Here is a 21777-nt window from a genome sequence, read left to right on the forward strand (position 1 = left end):
TCTGCCCTCGGGGCTGCCAGCCCCTGGTCGTACATAGCCCTCCCCGAGCAGCGGCGGCAAGGGTCACAGCTGGATCGGCTCTTCGCACCGGGCATGGACTTCCACTAAGTACCCAAAAAAAGACAGGCGAGCGCCCGAAGCACTCCCCTGTCCGTCCTTGCACTCCTATAGATCACCCTTGCTGTTCTTATCGCTCCGCCAGCCATGCCTCGAACTGCGAGCGGTATTCCTCGATGACCCGGTCCAGTCCAGCAGCCTTCATGTTGGCGAGCATGCCGCTGAACGCCTGGTCGTAGCTAACGACGCCATAGAGCAGCGGCTCCACGCTCGTCTTGAGCTCGGCCGAGACATTCGCATACTCCGCCGCTACCGGAGAAGGATCGAAGTTGAAGCCGATCGTGACGCTGTTCACGACATCCGCATCATCAGCGATCGTCGTGCGGCGCTCCAGCCTGTCTTTGTCAAAGTTGGTGGGATAGCGGTTCATCTCGACGTGGCCGAGCAGCCAGCTGGCCAGCTCGTAGGATGGCCCGCCGTTCTCATTGGTCTTCAGCGTCTCCCGCAGGTTGTCGCCGCCATCGCGCCAATGCTCGCCCTCTACGCCATACAGTACCAGATCAAAATTGGCCTGATCGCCGTAGACCCAGTTCAAGAACTGAATCGCCGCTTCCGGGTGCGGACTCGTCGCCGAGACGCCGTTGGAGTTACGGATCGCGTACGAACGAAAATGCGGTTGATCCGCCAGATAGTAGATATCCACTTCGGCGCCAGGATACCGCTCTCTCACATTGTCGCCGATGCCGACATCGCCCTGGCGGTACAGGTAGCGTCCCGCGATCTCTTCCTGGTTCATGACCTCGGTCGGTACGGTCAGTACGTCGGGATGAACCAGTCCGCGTTCGTAAGCTGTCCGCATGAACTCGACGTCCTGTTTGAACTCCTCGGACTCCAGCCAGGAGCTTACGGTTCCGTCCTGGTCGACGCGGATGACGTTGTCCACCACCGTGAACGGGAACGTCTCGTACGTATTGTGCAGATAATACGCCGGTTCATTCAACATTTTGATGTAGACATTTTTGTCTTCGTCCGGCCAATGCTCCTTGATGGTTGCCGCCGCATCCAGCAGCTCCTCGGGAGAACGCGGCGCGCCCAGGTTATGGCTCTCCAGCAGATCCTTGCGCATCGTCACCATACCGCCGTTGAAGGCGGTATCCGCCCAGAAGTTCGGTACATACTGGATCTCGCCGTTGACGACGGCAGACTCCCAGATCCAGTCCGGCATCGCTGCCCTCAGATCCTGTCCGTGCTCCTCCAGCAGTTCCCCGATCGGCAGGATGCCGCCGTTGCCCACCAGCACGTTGGGGCTTTTCACATCATGCATGATCGCCACCAGCTCGAATTCTTCGCCCGTCGACATCATCAGGTTGGTCTTCTGATCCCAGACGTCCCAAGGAATATATGTCGGCTCGTAAGTCAGATTAAGACCGTCTTCCTTCAGCTTGGCATTAATGGCGGCTACAGCGCTGTCCAGATCCTGCGGCGCATTGCCCGGAAGCAGATACCGGACCGGCTTGCTTGCCGAGTCGCTCCCGCCTCCTGTCGTCCCCCCGGAACTATTGTCTTCGGCGCCTGGCGAGGCACAGGCGGACAACATGACCGCCGCCAGCGCCCCTGCCGTCAGCATTTTAAAATGTTGACTTCCTTTCATTTGCATTCATCCCCTTTTTCGCATGATGTGATGATGTTCCCAGCGTAAGGGAGATTGCTGCGGCCCGTAAACTTCAATCCTGTGCTTTCCGCACATTTGCACTCGTCCCAGGGACTTCACTATTGCGCTTCATCCTTCAAATTGTTGCTCAGCGAAGCCCGGTATTGCGCAGGCGACATCTGATAATTCTTCTTGAAGAGCGTATAGAAATACGTCGTGTTCAGGATGCCCACCCGCTCGCTGATCTGCTGGATCGGCTCGTCGGAGCCGAGCAGCTGCTTCGCCCGCTCCAGACGGATCCGGTTGAGATAGTCGCTGAACGACACTCCGCACTGCGCCTTGAACAGCCGTCCCAGATAGCCTCGGGAGAGTTTGACCTGCCCCGCCATCCATTCCAATGACAGATCGGCTCTGGCATAGTTGGCCTCGACATAGGCCTTGACCTCCTCGACCACCCGGCTGTTCTGCTGGCTGGCAGCATCCTGCTGCCGCTCTGATAGCTGCTCCGCAATCGCGCTCAGCTCTCCGCCGATCTCGGCAAGCGTCTCAAATGCCGGCAGCTGCCGGAAGAAGGCCGACAGCAGGTCGGAACCATCCACAGGAGTAGCGGTATGAAACTGCTTGTAGAGACTCATCGCCAGCTGATGCAGGAAAAACTGCGCCTGCTGGTAGTCGCACCGCCCCAGCTCCTTGATGATCGCGTCGACCTCTACAGCCGACTTGGCGGCATTTCCCGTGCGGATCGCCTCGACGAGCTTTTTCTCCAGCTTGACCGGATACGCCCTGTCCTCGCCCTCTTCGCCTGTCCTGCTAGCCGCGTCATAGACGAGGATCCTCCCCGTCCCCTCAAAAAACCGCTGTTCATGCGCCTCGCAGGCGCGTCTGTACGACTCGCGGATCTGATCCATCGCCGATACGACGGTGCCAATGCCCATCGAGAGCTCCAGCTTGAAGTAGCTGCTCGCTTTGCTCTGCAGCTCCTGCAGCTGGGCGAGCAGCTGCGGCGGACAGTAGTCCTGCTCCAGGCGCACCAGCACCGCCAGCTCCCCCTCCTCGATGACCATCACGCCGCAAGGGTAGTACATCCCGACGAGCTCTTCCCCGATATTGCAGATGGCAAAATGCATAAGCGACTGGAGCTTGACGGAGTTGGCTCGCCGGAACTGCTCGAAGGCGTCGATCCGGATCAGTACCGTTAACAGGCGCTGGCCCTCCCATTCCTGCTGCAGCGCGGGACTTGGGGCCGACTGGCTGCCTTTGAAAAAATGCGCAAGCTCCGCCCGCCGCGCCGTCGCCTGTGCCGAGACCATGGCGCTCAGCTGTCCTGTCATGTCGGCGAACGTCGTATCCAGCAGTTCCACCTCATTAATGGCCTGCTGCTCCTTCTCCATCTTCATCTGGCCGATGATCTTGTCCATCAGATTGCGGATCGGGTGGTACGTATGGTTGGTGAGCCAGATCGAGATCAACAGGCTGACGATGAAGATGGCCAGTGCGATGCCAAGCGTCGACCAGCGCAGTTCGTTCATATTGAAGAGCAGGTTGTCGTATTGGCTGACGCCCACAAACACCCAGTTCATCTCCTCCGACTTGGCGTAGCTGACCAGATTCTTCTTGCCGTCGATATCGATCGTGAAGTAACCGGTTGGCGCTGTCGCTGCCAGCACTTTGGCCGTATAGGGCTGATCTGCAACGCTCCGCATGAATTGCCCGGTATCGGAGTGCGTGATCACCATGCCCTCTTCGTTCATGACGAACAGCGAGTCGGTGCTGTAGTTTTTGTAACCGCCGATCATGCGCTGGATGTACGTCTCGTCGATATTGATGACGATAATGCCATCTCCGGCAGGCATCTGCGTATAGTAGCTCGGCAGCAGCAGGAATGTCAGCACATTGGCCGTCCCGCTGCCTGACGCCGGGGTATTCACCTGACGGGGGATAAAGTTGAAGTATGCGCTGCGGCTGGCCTCGATCCGCGACAAGTGCACCTCCTCTTCCTCATAGGTGACGCCGCTTGTATTGACATATTGCTCGGCTGCGGGATTGTAGAGTCCGATCATCTGGATGAACGGATAGTTGGCCTGGATGGCCCGCATTTCGTTGATGGCATGGAAGGCTTTGAGCTTGTCGCGGTTCCGGTCCACCATCGCCGCCATCACTTCCTTGTTGTTGAGCAGCTGGTTGCCCAGGCTGTACACCTGATCCTTGATGACCTTGGCGACGTAGCTGTTCTGCCGCAGCATCGATTCCGAGATGTTGCCGACTTCTTTGGCCGTGCTCCATGAGAACAACGCGAACAGGCCGCCGCAGACGACGGCAATGATGAGCGAGGTCAGGAGCAAAAAACTTACCATCATGCTGCGATACACCGAGTACCGGATCAAACGATGTCTCTTCTTCATCTGTCGCGCTCCCCTCCGCCCATTCTTATTTTGTCCTACGATTATAGCGGATACAGTGCAACATGTTGAAGCCCGGTGTTCATTTTCGAATCTATTGTTCAAAAATGAAGTGCTCAAATTGTACATTTGTAGACCTTATCGACTATTCAAAGTTTACCCGGAGCCCCTGCTGTCCTTAGACTGAGGAACATAAGCGCCAATCCAATCTCTGATGTAAGGACGTGAAGCTATGAGTTCACCCGCCAAAAAACATTCGCCGATCAGCGAGCTCCGCAAAAACGGTATGGCGTATCTGCTTGCTGTGCCGGCGGCGCTGTATACGCTTGTGTTCGGTTACCTGACTATGCCTTACATGGTGATCGCGTTTCAAAAGTTCAATTACCGGACAGGCATCTTCGGCTCGCCCTGGGTCGGTCTGGACAACTTCCGGTTCTTCTTCTCCTCGCCGCGGGCGTGGCAGATTACCTGGACCACGATTAAGCTGAACATCCTGTTCATTGTTGTCGGCACCGTGTGCGCACTCATCCTGGCTATTCTCTTCAACGAGCTTCGCAGCCGTCTATTTTCCAAAGTCACGCAGTCGACGATCCTGTTCCCCCACTTCCTCTCCTGGGTCGTCGTCAGCTATATCGTCTACAGTATCTTCTCTACAGAGTTCGGGATCGCCAACCGGCTTTTGGCCTGGCTGGATATGAACGCCATTAATTGGTATGCTTCGCCGGAATATTGGACGGCCATCCTCGTCGGCGCCAACGTGTGGAAAGATATCGGGATCTCGCTGGTCATCTATCTGGCGGCGATCACGGGTATCGACGGCAGCTACTACGAAGCCGCCCGCATCGACGGTGCCAGCCGCTGGCAGCTCATCCGCCACATCACGCTGCCGCTGCTCCTGCCGACGATCTCGATCCTGTCGCTGCTGGCGCTCGGCAAGATCATGTACGGCAGCTTTGATATGATCTATGCGATCGTCAAGGACAACGGTCTGCTCTACCCGACTACGGATGTCATCGACACCTACGTCTTCCGATCATTGCGCAATATCGGCAATCCCGCGCAGGCGATGGCGATCGGGCTGTATCAGGCGGTGGTCGGCTTCATCCTCGTCTTCGGCAGCAACCTGATCGTCCGCAAGATCAATCCGGATAATGCACTGTTCTAGAGGCAGGCGACTGAACGCTTCAGACAGCGTAGGTATGTCGATACGAGTTCGACAACCTTTTTTTGGAATCTGCGTAGGAACGCGATGTACTCTCATAAGGAGGTGAGGCCCATGCCGGCCAACCGGTTATTTAACAGCCTGAACTATGTTTTTATCACGATAGTGTCCCTTGCCTGTACTTTGCCGATGCTGCTGGTGCTGATGGTCTCCATGACCGATGAACGGGCCATCCAGCGCAACGGTTACCAGCTGCTGCCCGAGCAATTTTCCTTTGACGCCTATAATCTGCTGCTGCTCGGCAGCACGCCGCTCTATCAGAGCTATATGATCTCGATCATCGTCACGGTGGTCGGGACAGCAATCGCAGTGTTGATTACGGGACTGGCGGGGTACACGCTCTCCAGCAGCCACCTGCGCTACCGTAACCATCTGGCTGTCTTCTTCTTCATCACCATGGTGTTCAACACCGGCATCGTGCCGTGGTATCTGATCAGCACCGGCTTGGGACTGCGCAACACGATCTGGGCGCTGATCATCCCGACGCTGCTGTTCAATCCGTTCAATCTGTTCCTGGTGCGCAACTATATGCGGCAGATCCCGCCTTCGCTGACCGAAGCGGCGCGTATCGACGGGGCGGGCGACGCCTATATCGCCTTCCGCATCTTCTTCCCGCTCAGTCTGCCGGTGCTGGCGACGATCACGCTGTTCTACGGCATCGCTTACTGGAACAACTGGTTCAACGCCATCATGCTGGTGGACCGTGAAGCGCTGTATCCGCTGCAGTATCTGCTCTTCAAGCTGAACTCGGAGATCAGCATGATCCAGTCCATGCAGAGCACGATGGATCTGGGAATCAATGCCGTGCTGCCCAGCGAGTCGGTGAAGATGGCGACGGCGATCCTGACGATCGGTCCGATCGTGCTGTTCTATCCATTCCTGCAGAAGTACTTTATCAAGGGCCTGCTGATCGGGTCGGTGAAGGAGTAGAGTTGGAGAGTTGGAGCGTGGGAAGCAGGAGTAAAGAGCAGGAGCAAGGGTCAAGCGCAGATTAGGAAACGGCCGCTTGCGTGGAGTGTTTGACGCGGGCAGGCGGTGCTGCGGCCAACGAACACGATTTTTCGTGTTCGTTGGCGCGGATTGGCGGGGCAGCGAGGAATGCAGACACGAAAAAGCCGGCCAAAAGGCCGGCAAAATGTTAGTTTAATTACTTTGAATCGAAGGCAGCGACCTTTAGTGCCGCTAGAGTTACTTTGGTGACGGGTCGCCACTCTTCAGCAACCCTTTCTGCCGCTGGAGACACGTTAGCGCTGATCCGGCACGCTGCAACGACCCTTTCTGCCGCTAGGGACACGCTAGCGCCTTAGGCCGCATGTCGCGAGCCAACCTTTGCTATCCATCCGCCTGAGCCGGCCCGAGGGTCGGCCCATAGGCAGACAGAAGCTGCAGCTTACTCCGGCTGATCAACCACGACGAGCAGCGAGGAGAACACCCGCCGGGCGACGCCAGGCGTATTGACGCCATCGACCCGGTTGATCGGCGTGTTCTTCACCTCGTACGCGCCCGTGACGCTGTTGCGCGTCACCGCCGTCGATGAACCGCCGCCGTCCATATTGATCGCCTCTTCGGCGCCGAGCTCTTTCATATACAGTCCCAGCTCCTCGATATAGAAGCCGACCGAGCCATTGGCGCCCCGTCCGTCCACGACGACGAAGAAGACAGTGCCGTCGTCCCGGATCCCCGCTGCGGTGCGCGGATGGCGGTCCTTGTGACGGTAGTAGGTCTCGTAGTCGAAGTCCGGGTGATTCTCATCCGAGATGACCAGCCCGTTGAAATCCTGCACCACGCCGTTCTGGACCATCCAGTATTGACCGCCGGACGCCTGGAACAGATTGTCCTTCTCGCGCTCCCAGTCGTCGCTGTAGTTGCCGATGAGCGGGGTGCCGTCATCGCGGATGCCGAAGAAGCCGTGGAACGGATAGTTTTTGCCGTCGACGCCCGGTACCCGCACGCCGTTGATGATATCGGAGCCATCCTTGATCATGTAGCCTTCCGGTCCCTGCTCGGTATAGAACTCGCCATTGACGCCGGCGATGACGTCCCGGCCCGGCAGGATCGTCGTCTCCATCTGCTCCGGCACCGTACCGCGGATCGCATCCGAGCCGTTCTCATCCTCGATGCGGATATAGTTGCCATTCTCGTCGGTCGGCGGCACCTGATTGTCCTTCACGCCGACGATGATTTTGTTCTGCGGCAGCGTCAGATCGGCGTCGATAATATTTGCCTTCTGTACGTGACCTCTACTATCGATAAAATCCATCTGCCGGTGCGAGACGCCTGCCGAGAGCGTCCAGCTCTCATCGCGGAATACACGGTAGAGGATCGGATGCGTCTCCCGCTCCGGCACCGGCTCGAACGCTTGCAGCACCGGCCGCTGCGTCTGCGGTTCCATCTGCCAGATCCGGTCGAAATCCCAGCCGAGCGTGCCTTCATAGGTCGATTGGAGGGCAAGGGTCTGGTCCGTGACCGACTGGCCCTGACGGTTCGCAGCCGTCCCGCCCGTGACGATCTGACCCTGCACCAACGCATTCTCGGAAGCGCGGTTGCCCTCGAAGACCGGGGTGCCGTTGACACGTCCGGTGACGCGGGCGATGTTGCTGCCGCCGCCGTTGTCGATACGGCCGGCGAGCAGCGTATTATGCCGGATCGTCGCGCCGGTGTATGCATAAGCCGTCAGACCGCCGGTATTGTTGAGCTCCGAGTGCACGTCGGGGACGGCATACGAGGTCTGCAGCAGCGAGCCGCTCTCCGCCACCGCTACGAGCGATGCCGCTTCCCCGCGTCCTTTGACGATCAGGTCGGCGTAGCTGTTCTGGATCCGGCCGTGGTTATGCACCGCGATCCCCGCGCTCCGGTAGCCGCCCGTGACGACACCCGTGACGAAGCTCTCGCGGATCGTCCCGCGATTCGTCGCCACGAAGCCGCCCGCCCACTGCGTGGTGGCACCACTGCTGCCGACGATCGCGACATCGACCAGCCCTACCCGCTCGATCACCCCGGTCAGCTCCAGGATCAGCGCGGAGGTCGGACGGTCCGTGCGCGTGACGCTGAGCAGGCCGGTAATCGTGTGACCGTCGCCGTCCAGCGTGCCGCTGAAGGCAGGGATCGGCTCGAAAGCCTCGGTCATGACAAGATCCGCTGTCAGTCTGTAATCGCCTGCGGGAGCGCTGCGGAGCAGCTCCAGCTGGGCAGCCGTCGCGATCGGAGTCGGCTCGGCCTCCCGCACGGTGCGCAGCTGCGGACGCTGCAGCGCCGAGCTCCAGGCCCAGGTCGCATAGAGATCCCAGCCCATGTCCAGCTCATAGACCGAAGGCTGCTTCAAGCTTGCGTCGCTGACCGTCAGTCCCTGGGCGCTCGTCAGCGAGCCGCCGCTGACCGGCGCGCCAAGCACCGTCGTCTGCGAGGAAGCCCGGTTGTTCTGCAGCGTCGGCGTGCCGTTCACCCGGCCGACGATGCGGGCGATGTTGCTGCCGCTGCCGTTGTCGATACTGCCGGCGAGCACGGCATTGTCGCGGATGACCGCACCGGTGTATGCATAGGCTGTGATGCCGCCGGTGTTGTTCTGCACCGATCGCACGTCCGGCACGGCATACGAGCCGCTCAGCAGCGAGTCCGGCTCGGACACCGCCACGAGGCCGCCGGCCTCGACCTGCGCACGGACCTGGACGTCGGCATAGACGTCGCGGACGATCCCATAGTTGGTGACCGCGATGCCCGCGCTGCGGTAGCCGCCCGTGACGGAGCCGGTGACGAAGCTCTCGCGGATCACGCCTTCATTGGCCGCGACCAGTCCGCCTGCCCAATAGGAGGAGTTGGTGCTCAGCCCTGTAATCGCAACGTCCACCAGTCCCAATCGTTCGATGACGCCTTCGTTGGTGACGATCAGCGCAGCCCTCGGCTCGCTGGCGCTAGCCGTGATCGAGAGGCCGGTGATGCGATGACCGTCGCCGTCCAGCGTCCCAGAGAAGCTGGCGATCGGCGCAAACGAACCGGAGAGGTTGATGTCGGCTGTCAGCACATAGTCGCCGTCCGGCTGCGTACGGAGCAGCTCCAGCTGGGCAGCCGTCGCGATCGGCGTCGGCGCCGCTTGACGGGCGCCGCGCAGCTGCGGCCGCTCAAGCGCCGCGCTCCACTGCCACGCCGTGGCGAAATTCCAGCCGAGACCGTTCAGATAGACGTCGGGGCGAGCCAGGTCCGCCGCTGTCGTCGTCAGCCCTTGCGGGTCCGTCAATGCGCCCCCGCTGACCGGGTTGCCCTGCACGAGCGCTTGCTGCGAAGCCCGGTTGTTCTGCAGCGTCGGCGTCCCGTTCACGCGGCCGACGATCCGGGCGATATTGGTGCCGCCGCCATTGTCGATACTGCCGGCGAGCACGGCATTGTCGCGGATGATCGCTCCAGTATACGCATATGCCGTGATCCCGCCGGTATTGTTCTGGACCGATTGGACATCCGGGATCACATACGAGCTCTCCAGCAGCGAGCCGGGCTCGGAGACGGCCACCAGGCCGCCGCTTTCCACGAGCGCCTGCACTTCGACATCCGCGTACACATGACGGACGACGCCATAGTTGGTCACCGCCACGCCCGCGCTCCGGTAACCGCCCGTAACCGAGCCCGTCACATAGCTCTCCCGGATTTCCCCGCGGTTGGTAGCGGCGATGGCCCCGGCCCAGTAAGTCGAATCGGTGCTAAGGCCTGTAATCGCTACCCCCTCAAAGCCGATCCGCTCGATCCGGCCGTGATTGACGACGATAAAAGCCGCCTTCGGCTGACCCGGGGTCGCCGAGATCGTCAATCCGGTGATGCGGTGGCCGTCGCCATCCAGCGTACCGCTGAAGCTGGCGATCGGCTCAAAACTGCCGGTGAGCGAGATATCCGCCCCCAGTCGGAAGTTGCCGCTCGGATTACTGCGGATGAGTTCCAGATCGGCTGCACTCTGGATAACCGTCGATTCTGCTGCAGCCGCAGCATGGACTGGCAGCGGAGCATAAGGCGCAACTCCCAGCGACAAGGACAGGACAAGGGCCAGCGATAAGACGAGATGCATCCAGCGTTTCATAAGTATCATTGATAAAGCCTCCTTTTTGGGGCATGACAAAGACACCTGAGTCATCGGAATCTGGTTTGAGAAGCATCCGAACCACATAGGTTTTCTTTGCTGCCGTTTGATTAGACAGAATATTCTGACTTATATACTCTGAATGGACTACCCTGGCATCGCCTCCTTTCCGGTTTGCAGCCGCTCAGCGGTTGGGGCAAGGAGCCGGACATCGCGCGTGCCCGGTCCTGCCTTGCCCGTTTCTTTGCCGACATCCTTCAGTCTTGCGACTCCTGAGCGCTCGCGGAACCGCCATAGGATTCGTCATAGAACGGCTTTTTGCGCAGCTGCTGCTTATACTTGTACTTATAAGTCTCGCTGCGTACATAGCTTTCGCAATATTCGATGCAGCGCTGCTGCGCGGTCGTCAGCCGTCGCAGATAGAGAACGGCCGCTTGCTTCTTGATCTTCAGAAGCGACGCGATCTCGTCCGGACAATTGACCGCCTCAACCTCGACTTCCGCCTCCTCCGCTCTGAAGCCCGAGCTGCGATAGATGGAGAAGTACAGCCCGGACTTCGCGATCCGCTCCTCGGTCACGCCCTCCAGCAGTACACCGGGGGTGTACGCACGCTCCCAGGCAAACAGCTCGTCGCTGATCAGCCGCAGCCGGGTGATCTCGCATACTTCATCTTCTCCGCTCAGACCGAGGATCGGCTTCAGCCGGTCAGGCACCGGATATCTGCGGAATCCGAGCATCTGAAATTGCGACTGCAGACCTTCCTTCTCGATCTCCTGCGACAGGCTGTACGAGCTGGTGAGCTCATGTTCAAACTTGGGCATCGCGACGAATGTCCCCTTGCCTTGCTTGCGGATCAGATAGCCTTCCTGTACGAGTGTTTTGAGCACTTCCCGAACGGTGATGCGGCTGACGCCGTAATCGGCGCACAGCTCCCGCTCGCTGGGGATCTGGGTCCCCGGCGTCCAGACGCGGCCGTCGATCTTCTCCAGCAGCTTGCTGCGCAGTTGAAACTGCAGCGTCACGGGCAATGTGTCATCAAGCATAGGTTCTCCTCCTTCACCGAAGTGGGCTTAGCGACGATAAGTCACGCTGCCGCACTCTAACCAACTGGTCATAACGTTATAATATAGCCAGTCGATTGTCAATGAGAAGGCCGAACGCTGCGTGCTAGGGAGCGGCACAAGCGATGGCAGCCTCGGCTGCCCTGGTTGATGCATGCAAGCTGCCGCGTCCCCGCGCAGCGAGCCGTCCGAGCTGCCGCCAGGTGCCTAGCCGAGCCGCACAGGCGCCGTTGCACAGGTTCCATTGCCAGATGCCGTTGCCAGGCGCCGCTTGCGCAGATCCACGCTTATTTGCTTAATTCCTGCACGTCGGAACGCCTCGCATGCAGCGCGAGATCCTTGCGATACCGCTGCTTCTCGATCCGGTTGGCGATCCTCGCCATCGTCATGCACAGGGCGACTGCGAACAGCACGACTCCGTAGAACCCTGCGCCGATCCCGATGCCGATGCCGCCGACGAACAGGATCATCGCCGCCGATGTCAGTCCCTTGACCTGCAGTCCGTCCTTGAGGATCACGCCGGCTCCCAGGAAGCCGAGCCCGGTGACGATCTGTGCGGCGAGCCGCATCGGATCCATCATCGTATTGGCGTATATGCCGCTCAGCTTGCCGACGCTGTAGATCGAGATGACGGTGATGAGGGCGCTGGCGACACAGACGAACATATACGTCTTCAGCCCCGCCGGCTTGCTCTTGGCCTCCCGGTCCCAGCCGATGATGAAGCCGCAGAACGCGCTGAGCGTAATCCGCAGATAGACCTCACCATACTTGCCGAAATGCATCATCAATTGCTCGCCTATCCAAGCCATCAGGCTTCATCCCCTTAGTCTTCAAGCCATACCGGTGCCGTCGCTGCGAACTCGCCGTCCTCCTGGTAGATCTTCACGAAGCAGTAGCGGTCCGGCCATGCCAGCGATACGCGGTAATCCAGTTCATCGCCGTCCTGATCGATCGCATGCAGCACCCGGCCCCCTTCGCCGATGATCTCCATGCGGACGATCCGCTGGTCGGTCGGCATGCTGTACAAAGCATTGATCTCGATATCGATCGTCTCGGTGCGCGGGATGCGCGAGCCCATGATGGCGCCGTTGACCCGGAACCAGACGTTCAGATGCAGCGCCGAGGTGAAGTATGCCCGCTGATGCCGGAGCGCGTCATAGAAATCTTCGGTCGTCAGCTTATCCACCAGGATGCCGGTGCGCAGCGTGTTCTCCGAGCCCCATTGGCCGTGGTGATTGTCCTGACTGCCTACGGGCGCCACATGCCAGCCCTTGTCGAGCGCCATGACATAATAGTAGAGACCGCCCAGCTCCTTGGACTCGATCGTGTTGATCTCGATCGTATGCATCACTTCGTCCAGCTCGGCATCATACGGATCGAAGCCGTCCAGATGACGGTTGCCGCAGGACCACGGGTGGTTCCACTGCTGGATCGAATCCGGGTATTGCTTGATTGTATGGTAATAATGAGCGATGTCATTATATTTGATTTCGTATGCGTTGATAAAGCAATCCATATTGTACGTGTTCATATGGCCAAACTGGTTGTACCAGGTCGTCTCCGCGCCATAGAGCGCGAGGAATCGTCCGTCTTCCGTCTTGCGTGCAGCCGTCTGCTGGATATCGACCCACTTGCGGCTGCGGTTCCAATCCAGGTCGTGGTCGTACAGATTGCTGTGCTCGGTAATCGCCAGAAAATCCAGTCCCGCCTCATAACGGGCATGATCATAAGCTTCGTCCGGTGTGCCGATGCCGTCGGACAATCCGGTGTGACTATGCAGATTGCCAAAATATATCCGGTACTCTCCCTCCGGCGCCGGCAGCGCCTCGGAACGGGGAGCAGGCTCAGGCAGCGCCGTGCCCCGGGCAAATGCCAGCCAATGGATCATCAGCTCCTGGCCGGGAGCGGCTTCCCGCAGTACAAGATAGATATCGCGGATGCCGGCAAGCCGGGCCGGGTCGGCAGTCGACAGTTGACCTGCGAGATTGGACCAGCGCTTCCATTGTTTGAAGAGCACCAGCTCGCCTGCGAGCTCGCCGTCTGGCCGGTCCAGCCGCACCTCCAGCGTCACCCGCTTCGACTTGTCCAGGTCGCTGAAGCCGAACATGCCGCGCAGCTGGTCGACACCCTGCTTCGACAGATCTACGCCTCGGTAGGCCAAGTAACTGCCGGCTGTGCCGCTGCGGAGGACGGGGTAGGTCGCGCCCGGCTCGATATCGTCCGCCTCTGCGGTCTCGAAGCCATGGACTTCGTCAGCATGCACAGCTGCAAATTTGTGTGGCGCACTGCGATCCACGGCCGGCTGTTGCTCGGCCAGCGCCTTGCCATAAACCTGGAAATCATAGATCCGCACCGTCTCTCCGGATGAGCAGTAAGTCAGCGTCACGCGCACATATCTGGCTGTCAGCGCGGTATCATAGCTCTGGCCTGCTCCTTTGTCATGAGCATCCACATCTGTACGGTCCGCCGCCAGCGTCCAGTTCAGATCATCCGGGCTGGTCTCGATGAAGTAGCGGGTGTAGTTGTCTGCATCATTCTCCGCCTGGGTACGGATGAACAACCGGTCGATGCGGCAGAGGCTGCCGAGATCGACTTTCCACCATTTGTAGTAAGGGGCGCCCGCCCAGCACGTATCCGCCCGTCCATCTACCGCCTGATTGGCTTCATGGCCCGGCACTTCCTGCTCGGCCCAGGCGCGCTTGCCCCTACTAAGCAGCACCGTCTGTTCGTCTTCGTGTTGTAGGTCTTCCATCAGCACTCTCCCATTTGCATTTTATTTAGAAACCCCGAGTAAAATAGGCCTGTGTGGAACGGATCGTTATTCCGATCGCTGTTGTCCCCAGATTTCTTGGATTGATCTAATCCCTCTAGGGGGTGAAATCCGGGGACAAAGGCGAGCATTCCAAGCTAAAGCTTCCGAAGTCGCTTTCTTTCAGAAAGCGTTGATCCATAACGATTCCGTCCTCTCCTGCATTTTTCCACCTTGCTTTTATTAGGGTAATTCAATAAACTCGTTTCACCCTTTGACCGCGCCGATCATGACGCCTTTGACGAAATGCTTCTGAACGATCGGATAGACCAGCAGCATCGGCAGGCTCGAGACGACGATGATGGCATAGCGCATGCCTTCGATGAGCAGCAGCTGCTCGACGATGCTCTCGCCGCTTCCCCCGGCCATCCCGCCCATATCCTCCTGGATGAGCATCGTGCGGATCACCATCTGCAGCGGCTGTCGCCACGAATCATTGAGATAGATCAGCGCCGTAAAATACGAGTTCCAATGCGCGACTCCGTAGTACATCGCCATGACCGCCAGGATCGGCTTGGAGAGCGGCAGGATGACCGAGACCAGCGTCCGGACATTGCTGCACCCGTCCATAAACGCCGCTTCCTGCAGCTCGTAAGGAATCGAGGTCTGGAAGTAGGTGCGCATGATGATCAGGTTCCAGATGCTCACCGCAGCGGGGATGACCATGACCCACAGATTGTTGTACAGACCCAGCATGTTCTTGTACACCAGGTAAGTAGGGATCAGACCGCCGTTGAACAGCATGGTGAAGGTGAAGATGAGCGTCAGTACATAACGTCCCCTGAAGTCCTTGCGCGAGAGCGCGTACGCGCCCATCGTCGTCATGATCAGATTGATCGAGGTGCCGACCACCAGATAGATGATGGAGTTGCGGTAGCCCATCAGAATATCCGGGTTCTGCAGCACTCGCTCGTAGGCGCTGAACGTGATGTCCTTGGGCCATAGCCACAGCTCGCCTCTGGCGATCGCCAGCGGATCGCTGATCGAAGCGCTGACAATATACAGGAGCGGATACAGCGTGCCGAGCATGACGACGGTCAGGATCGCATAGATGACAAAATCGTAGATGCGGTCACCCACACTGGTTGATTTGGTATGTTCCATTGGTTGCTCCCTCCATCACCACAGACTCGTGCCGCTGATCCGCTTGGCTGCGCTGTTCACGAGGATGATCAGGATGAAGTTGATCACCGAGTTGAACAGGCCGACCGCTGCAGAGAAGCTGAATTGCGACCCCAGCAGGCCGATCTCGTACACGTAAGTGGAGATCACCGTCGAGGCGGAATAGTTGAGATCATTTTGCATCAGGTAGATTTTCTCGAAGCCGATATCCATCATCGAGCCGAACTGGAAGATCAGCATGATGATCGCCGTCGGGATCAGGGACGGGATGGCGATATGGATGAGCCGCTGCAGCTTGGTCGCCCCGTCGATCATCGCCGCTTCGTAGAGCGACTTGTCGATGCCCGCCAGCACGGCGATATACAGGACAGAGGCAAAGCCCATGTTCTGCCAGATGTCCGAGAACACATAGATCGACTTGAACATGCCCGGCTCGGTCATGAAGTAGACCGGATCGCCGCCGAACAGCTTGATGATGTTGTTCACCAGTCCTGTCGAAGGCGACAGGAACGCCATCAGCATCCCGACCAGCACGACTGTGGAGAGGAAATGCGGCATGAACGTGATCGATTGCACGCTCTTTTTGAACCACTTGCTCTGCACCTCATTGACCAAGAGGGCGAACAGGATCGGGATCGGGAAGGCGACGGCAATCTGGTAGAGACTGATGCCGATCGTATTGCGGATGAGCGTCCAGAACTGATAATTATTGAAGAAACGGATAAAGTGCTTGAAGCCGACCCAGTCGCTGCCCCAGATGCCTTTGGCTGCCGAGAAGTCCTTGAAGGCGATCTGGATGCCGTACATCGGCAAATATTTGATCAATAGAAAATAGACGACAACCGGCAAAATAAGCAGATAGAGATCCCAATTTTTGCGTACCGAGCGCGGCAGCAGCGCCCTCCGGCTTCCCCTTTCGTAACTTGAGGCCATATCCACACTCCTTTGATGAAGGAAGCTATGTTGTGCTATTGCTTAGAGACAAGTAGTCGAGGAGAGGAGACGGGATCGCCTCCAATCGGTTCCTGGCCGATCCCGCCTGTTCCGGATCCTCCTCTGCTATCTTCTCGGCTATTCCTGGTAGCGTGCGTAACCCGCTTCGTAGATCTCTTTCAGCCGGTTCAGGCCCATGCGCTCGAGCTGGGTCACATAGGTGCTGAAGTCCGCCAGCGAAGCCTTGCCCTGGACGAACTCGGCCGTCCGCTGCGTAACCAACGCGTTGATATCCGCTTCGATCGCCAGCTTCTCGTCCGCTTCCTCCGTGGTGAAGCTGAACGGCGCCCACAGCTCATCCGGCAGGTACGGCGCCAGATTCTCAGCTGCAGCTTTGGCCGACGGCTGGGTCTCGCCGCCCTTGAAGTAGTCTTCCATGATCAGCGTCGGGATCGAGCCGCCAGCATAAGGCACGTACTGCGATACCACCTGGTCAAAGGAGGAGCCCTCCGGAATATTGTCTACGATCTCTGGCAGGAAATCATAATTGCCGTCCGCATCCTTGGCATACGTCTCGCCTTCGATGCCCAGGTAGAGCATGCGGATGCCCTCATCGCTGTAAAAATGATCAATCCAGCGCATCGAGGCTTCGGGATGCGGATTGGACTTGCTGATCATGAAGGCCCCCCGGGCGCCCAGATGGCCGCGCGCGCTTGTGTACAACTGGTCGCCATGCGGTCCGGTCAGCGCCGCATCCAGTCCGGCGAAGCTGTCCGCGTTGGAGTTGGCGCGTCCGACGACATTGCCGAAGGAGAAGCCGCCGAGCCGGTTCTGCTCGTTCTTGGCCAGCACGTCTGTGCCGGAGGTTGTAAAGATCTCCTGGTCGATCAGCTTCTCGGCATACAGCTTGTTCACGAAGGTCAGCAGCTCCATATAGCGCTCGCTGGCCGGGAAGAAGCGCAGCTCGCCGGAGTCCGGATCGATATCCCAGTTATTGTTGCCGATCCCCATGTTGCCCAGGCCGTATGCTCCACGCAGCACCAGTAGGAGCTCATCGAGCGAGTCGGCAGCGAGCGGGATCTCGTCCTGCTGGCCGTTGCCGTTGGGATCGCCGTCGCGGAAGGCGACCAGCACCTCATAGAGCTCATCGATCGTCGTCGGCATCTGCTGGCCCGTCTTCTCCAGCCAGTCCGTGTTCAGGAACAGCTTGCGGGTAATCTCGATACTCGGCGAATCGGTCAGATTCGGCAAAGCGTAGATGCTGCCATCGGCGGTAGCCACACCTTTGCGCACATCATCATACTTCTCCAGCACCGCCTTGAAGTTGGGAGCGTATTGATCGATCAGATCGTTGAGACGGACGAACGAGCCTTCGACGCCATATTTGTCCACGTCGTTGTCCGGCATCCGGGTGCGGTAGAAAATATCCGGCAGCTGGTCGCTGGCCAGCGCCAGATTGCGCTTCTCGGTAATGTCTGCGGCGGTGTAGGCTTCCCAGTCGATGCGGATGCCCGTCATCTTCTCATACTCCTGCCAGATCAGGATGTCGTTCCAGTCGGTTGGCTGCACGGGACTCAGCTGTACCATCGCACGAAGCGTGATCGGCTCGTCCACGATAGGGAAGCCCGATGCGTTTACCACCTCAGCAGCCTGACTATTCCCGCTATTGCCTGGCGCCGGCGTATCCTCGGGTGCACCCGACGGACCGTTGTTGCCGCTGCAGGCGGACAAGATCATACTGGACAGCAGGACGAACGCTAGTGACGAACTGACTTTTCTCAAAACAATACCCTCCTTGTATGATGAAGCTTAATATAAGGTAAGAGATCCCCACAAAGTGGCGTCTTCGCATCACAGCCTAATCAGGTGCTCTGCGGGGATCCCAATACACATATAAATTTGATACTATGAACCGAATCCCGTCCCTTTGGCGGGCTCCGGCTGTACCAAGCGGCTGGGGTTGCGGTTACATGCCGTCGAGATGCAGGCCGTCGCGATCCTGGAAAGCCTTCTTGCGCAAAGCTTGCTTGTACTTGTATTTGTACTTCTCGCTGCGGACATAGCTCTCGCAATATTCGATGCTCTGCCCCTGCGCCTTGGTAATGCGGGTCAGGTGCAGCACAGCCGTCTTCTTCTTGATCCCGAGCAGCTCGGCGATCTCCGGCGGACAGTTGACCGCTTCGGTCTCCACCTCGGCCGTCTCGGCGATCAGACCCGAGGCGCGGTATACGGTAGGATAGAGCCCTTCCCGCTGCAGCTCCTCTTCGCCCGCCCCTTCCAGCAGCTTGCAGGGCGTATAGGCCCGCTCCCAGGCGAACAGCTCATCGCCGATATAACGCAGCCGGGTGATCTCGTAGACGGGATCGTCGGCTGAGAGGGCGAACACCGGACGCAGGAACACCGGCGCGGCATACTTCTTGAAGTCCAGCAGCTGGAAGTGGGACCGCAGCCCTTCGCGTTCGATCTCACGGGAGAGACTGTACGAGCTGGTCAGTTCATGCTCGAACTTCGGCAGCGACACATAGGTGCCTCTTCCCTGCTTGCGCACCAGGACGCCTTCCTGGACGAGTGCCCGCAGCACCTCTCTTACCGTCATCCGGCTGACGCCGTACTCCTCGCACAGCTCCCGCTCGCTGGTAATCTGGGCGCCGGGCGGCCAAAATTTTTGTTCGATTTTTTCCAATATCCTGCTACGCAGCTGAAACTGCAGCGTTACAGGCAGCGTTTCGTCTAACACTTGAGCGCCTCCAAATAATTCGTCGTATCGTGTAGAATTGTGTCGAAAGGATATAACCACTTTCGTCTAACTGGTTATAACATTATATCATAATAATAAGTCTGTCAATCCATTTTACAAAAGAAAAACAAAGCTGCAGACAGATAAGTTGACATAAGGAGTTATGTTAAGGTGATGTAAAGAGGGGTTGTGTACATAAACAAGGTGAAACGGCTATCGCCGTCCTCTGGCGGCGTCGCAAGTTTCATTCCGGAGAAATAGAAGCCAAGTAGATGTGTAAACATATACTTTCTTATATTTGAAACAAACCAAGCCCCCAAGGCAAGAGCCTTGAGAGCTTGGTTTCATACTGGTCAGTATGGCAGCGTAGCAGGAGGGCTCGCTTAACGCTGGTCGCTGATCGAAGCATTACTGTTATTGTCCGCCAATTCAGCTAACGGATCATAGGGGGGACCAGCTACCGTACCGACTAAGAGTGCAATATCCACTGCGTTGACCGGGCTTCCCCATGCATTGCCCGAGAAGACAAAGACAGCTCCATCCACTACAAACCCACGCGTGTTGTATACAACATTATTCAGAATATTTCCTGTTGAGTTTGGATTCAAATAGGCTGGCTGCCGCAGTGAATAAAATAGATTGTTCTGAACAATCAGATTCACTACATTGGACTGTGTCACAAAGCCACGATTCACAACCCAGCCGGTTGATGGTCCTGCTTGCGGAGGGCCAAAGATAACGTTGTTCACCAGCTTATGATTTGTTCCCGCCAGTTGGATGAATTCCACTGCATAGGCAGCATTGCTTGTAATCGTTAGACCGTCCAAAGTGATCCCATTGCCGGTAACGAGAAAGAGAATCGTAGCGGCCTGCAGGGAGATCAGTGTGCCTGGGTATCCTTTGAGCACGACACCGGCCTTGTTAACTACAATCTGTGTAGCAACAGGGTAGGTACCACCGAGAATATGCACGGTGCCCGTCGGCGACACAGCCGTTACACCTTCTTGTATCGTGCCAAACGGACTGGCCTGTGTACCGTTTCCGCCAACCGATCCTGCCAGTACATACACATCAAAAGGATTGGGGCCAAGCACTCCGGTCGGACCTGTCGCTCCGGTAGCTCCGGTGGCTCCCGTCGCACCCGTGACACCCACTCCCGTCGGGCCAGTCGCTCCTGTTGCGCCTGTCGCACCCGTCGCTCCGGTAGCCCCCGTTGCTCCGGTCTCGCCTGCCCCCGTCGGGCCAGTCGCTCCTGTTGAGCCCGTCGCACCCGTCGCTCCTGTTGCTCCTGTCGCTCCGGTCTCGCCTGCCCCCGTCGGGCCAGTCGCTCCTGTTGAGCCCGTCGCACCCGTGGCTCCGGCAGCCCCCGTTGCTCCGGTCTCGCCTGCCCCCGTCGGGCCAGTCGCTCCTGTTGAGCCCGTCGCACCCGTCGCTCCGGTGGCTCCCGTTGCTCCGGTCTCGCCTGCCCCCGTCGGGCCAGTCGCTCCTGTTGAACCCGTCGCACCCGTCGCTCCAGTAGCTCCCGTTGCTCCGGTCTCGCCTGCTCCGGTCGGGCCAGTCGCTCCAGTTGCGCCTGTCGCACCCGTGGCTCCAGCAACGCCAGTCGGGCCGGTTACGTTCCGGCTCTCGATCGATACGTTGGCGGACCCTTGCGTGACGAGGATATCCAACGTGTCCGATGAGAAGGTTATGTTCTCACCGAGTTCCACCGTTGCCGCGCCCGTTGGACCAAGGACATTGAACAGCACCGTACCGGGATCAAAGGTCCCCGTCGGCCCCGTTGCTCCTGTTGCTCCCGTAGCACCCGTTGCCCCTGTCGCGCCGGTCGGACCGGGAGGACCTCCCGACGGACCAGTGGGCCCTGTTGCTCCTGTAGGACCAATCGATATCGGCGTAGACAAGATGCTGTCCAGCTTGTTTTGCAGGAGCCACTCTTTCTGTGTCAGCGCACGAATCGTATCCCTGACGCTAGCATTGACATTGAGAATATCGCTTATGGTAGCAGGCGGCCCCGTCAGCCCAGGGAGCGTCCCCAGGATGTACTGGAGCTTCTCCCCTTCGGCGTTGATGATATGACTTAATCCCAATTCTTCCATGGCTATGGAAGATAACAATAAAGTGACCGCATCATCTCGAGTGATTGTAATGACGGGGGTAATATTAGGAATGTTACCTTGTGACATCAGTTGAACCTCCTTGCCTATCGAATTACATTATCTCCTCATCCTATTCACCGTCTTTCTTTTTGCATGTGCATTACACCTTAGCGCAATGTTTTTTCGCGTACACTTTTCCTTGAACACTCCACCTCCTGCTTCTGCCCGGCTGAGGCGGGAGGACCCTTCGCCACTCGGCCCTGTCACACGGCCGCCGGCTACTTTCGCCCCATGCCACGTCTGCGAATAGGCTTAGGCTTGGCAAGGACCTTGCTCCGCACGGGCGTCGGAGCGGGGCTGTAAGTACCGTTTTGGGGCTTAGAGCGATCCGCTACTTTATCGTTCGGACATGTTGTTCTATAAAGTGAAACGGCTACGCCGAAAAGTTTCGCAAAGCAAAATGGCTTCAAAAGCATACGGCACAGCAAGTTTCATTCCGGAGTACAATAAGACAAGTAGTTGAGCAGCGGCATGGGGGTCTTATTTTTCAAGATAAAACGACCTCGTCGTCTCTAAGGGGGTCAACGAAAGAAACATCAAGATCATGAAGGGCTTCAGGCAAAACTAAACG

At 58.3% G+C, this 21777-nt stretch carries 13 protein-coding genes; 2 read left to right on the forward strand and 11 right to left on the reverse strand.

The window, feature by feature from the left end; genetic code table 11:
* Window positions 1-187: 187 nt before the first annotated feature.
* Both ABC336_RS08965 and ABC336_RS08970 read right to left on the reverse strand, forming a co-directional pair.
* Window positions 188-1708 (reverse strand): extracellular solute-binding protein, encoded by a 1521-nt coding sequence (locus tag ABC336_RS08965; RefSeq protein ID WP_413238333.1) that lies wholly within the window; start codon window positions 1706-1708, stop codon window positions 188-190.
* 119 nt (window positions 1709-1827) lie between these two features.
* Window positions 1828-4110: a helix-turn-helix domain-containing protein gene (locus ABC336_RS08970; protein ID WP_413238334.1), complete on the reverse strand. Its 2283-nt coding sequence runs from the start codon at window positions 4108-4110 to the stop codon at window positions 1828-1830.
* Window positions 4111-4339: 229 nt separating this feature from the next.
* Here ABC336_RS08970 and ABC336_RS08975 point away from each other — a divergent pair, with 229 nt between their 5' ends.
* Window positions 4340-5272, forward strand: coding sequence for an ABC transporter permease (locus ABC336_RS08975; protein WP_413238335.1), 933 nt, complete (start codon window positions 4340-4342; stop codon window positions 5270-5272).
* Window positions 5273-5383: 111 nt separating this feature from the next.
* Complete coding sequence (locus tag ABC336_RS08980) at window positions 5384-6259, forward strand: carbohydrate ABC transporter permease (protein WP_413238336.1); 876 nt, start codon at window positions 5384-5386, stop codon at window positions 6257-6259.
* A gap of 460 nt (window positions 6260-6719) precedes the next feature.
* On the opposite strand, the gene ABC336_RS08985 is transcribed toward ABC336_RS08980, so the two are convergent.
* The 9 genes from ABC336_RS08985 to ABC336_RS09025 form a co-directional block, all read right to left on the reverse strand.
* Entirely contained in the window at window positions 6720-10397 is a 3678-nt protein-coding gene (locus ABC336_RS08985; RefSeq protein WP_413238337.1) for a phosphodiester glycosidase family protein, read from the reverse strand.
* A gap of 248 nt (window positions 10398-10645) precedes the next feature.
* A complete protein-coding gene (locus ABC336_RS08990; protein WP_413238338.1) occupies window positions 10646-11431 on the reverse strand; it encodes a GntR family transcriptional regulator in 786 nt (261 codons plus the stop codon).
* Between the two features lie 305 nt (window positions 11432-11736).
* On the reverse strand, window positions 11737-12258 hold the full coding sequence (locus ABC336_RS08995) for an MgtC/SapB family protein (RefSeq protein WP_413238339.1): 522 nt from the start codon (window positions 12256-12258) through the stop codon (window positions 11737-11739).
* 14 nt (window positions 12259-12272) lie between these two features.
* Window positions 12273-14201, reverse strand: coding sequence for a CehA/McbA family metallohydrolase (locus tag ABC336_RS09000; protein ID WP_413238340.1), 1929 nt, complete (start codon window positions 14199-14201; stop codon window positions 12273-12275).
* Window positions 14202-14465: 264 nt separating this feature from the next.
* Window positions 14466-15362: a carbohydrate ABC transporter permease gene (locus ABC336_RS09005; RefSeq protein WP_413238341.1), complete on the reverse strand. Its 897-nt coding sequence runs from the start codon at window positions 15360-15362 to the stop codon at window positions 14466-14468.
* 15 nt (window positions 15363-15377) lie between these two features.
* Window positions 15378-16313 carry an ABC transporter permease gene (locus tag ABC336_RS09010; protein WP_413238342.1) on the reverse strand — a complete coding sequence of 312 codons (936 nt, stop codon included), beginning with the start codon at window positions 16311-16313 and terminating at the stop codon, window positions 15378-15380.
* A gap of 138 nt (window positions 16314-16451) precedes the next feature.
* Entirely contained in the window at window positions 16452-18095 is a 1644-nt protein-coding gene (locus ABC336_RS09015) for an extracellular solute-binding protein (RefSeq protein ID WP_413238343.1), read from the reverse strand.
* Between the two features lie 184 nt (window positions 18096-18279).
* Window positions 18280-19050: a GntR family transcriptional regulator gene (locus tag ABC336_RS09020; protein ID WP_413238344.1), complete on the reverse strand. Its 771-nt coding sequence runs from the start codon at window positions 19048-19050 to the stop codon at window positions 18280-18282.
* Window positions 19051-19433: 383 nt separating this feature from the next.
* Window positions 19434-21233 carry an alpha-helical endospore appendage domain-containing protein gene (locus tag ABC336_RS09025; protein WP_413238345.1) on the reverse strand — a complete coding sequence of 600 codons (1800 nt, stop codon included), beginning with the start codon at window positions 21231-21233 and terminating at the stop codon, window positions 19434-19436.
* Window positions 21234-21777: the final 544 nt, after the last annotated feature.

The organism is Paenibacillus jepli (assembly GCF_047238105.1).
Lineage (GTDB): Bacteria > Bacillota > Bacilli > Paenibacillales > Paenibacillaceae > Paenibacillus_D.

Bases quoted from the DNA above. Each gene is read 5' to 3' on its own strand.
- ABC336_RS08965 (WP_413238333.1), bottom strand. From the start codon at position 1,708: ATGAAAGGAAGTCAACATTTTAAAATGCTGACGGCAGGGGCGCTGGCG.
- ABC336_RS08970 (WP_413238334.1), bottom strand. From the start codon at position 4,110: ATGAAGAAGAGACATCGTTTGATCCGGTACTCGGTGTATCGCAGCATG.
- ABC336_RS08975 (WP_413238335.1), top strand. From the start codon at position 4,340: ATGAGTTCACCCGCCAAAAAACATTCGCCGATCAGCGAGCTCCGCAAA.
- ABC336_RS08980 (WP_413238336.1), top strand. From the start codon at position 5,384: ATGCCGGCCAACCGGTTATTTAACAGCCTGAACTATGTTTTTATCACG.
- ABC336_RS08985 (WP_413238337.1), bottom strand. From the start codon at position 10,397: ATGATACTTATGAAACGCTGGATGCATCTCGTCTTATCGCTGGCCCTT.
- ABC336_RS08990 (WP_413238338.1), bottom strand. From the start codon at position 11,431: ATGCTTGATGACACATTGCCCGTGACGCTGCAGTTTCAACTGCGCAGC.
- ABC336_RS08995 (WP_413238339.1), bottom strand. From the start codon at position 12,258: ATGGCTTGGATAGGCGAGCAATTGATGATGCATTTCGGCAAGTATGGT.
- ABC336_RS09000 (WP_413238340.1), bottom strand. From the start codon at position 14,201: ATGGAAGACCTACAACACGAAGACGAACAGACGGTGCTGCTTAGTAGG.
- ABC336_RS09005 (WP_413238341.1), bottom strand. From the start codon at position 15,362: ATGGAACATACCAAATCAACCAGTGTGGGTGACCGCATCTACGATTTT.
- ABC336_RS09010 (WP_413238342.1), bottom strand. From the start codon at position 16,313: ATGGCCTCAAGTTACGAAAGGGGAAGCCGGAGGGCGCTGCTGCCGCGC.
- ABC336_RS09025 (WP_413238345.1), bottom strand. From the start codon at position 21,233: ATGTCACAAGGTAACATTCCTAATATTACCCCCGTCATTACAATCACT.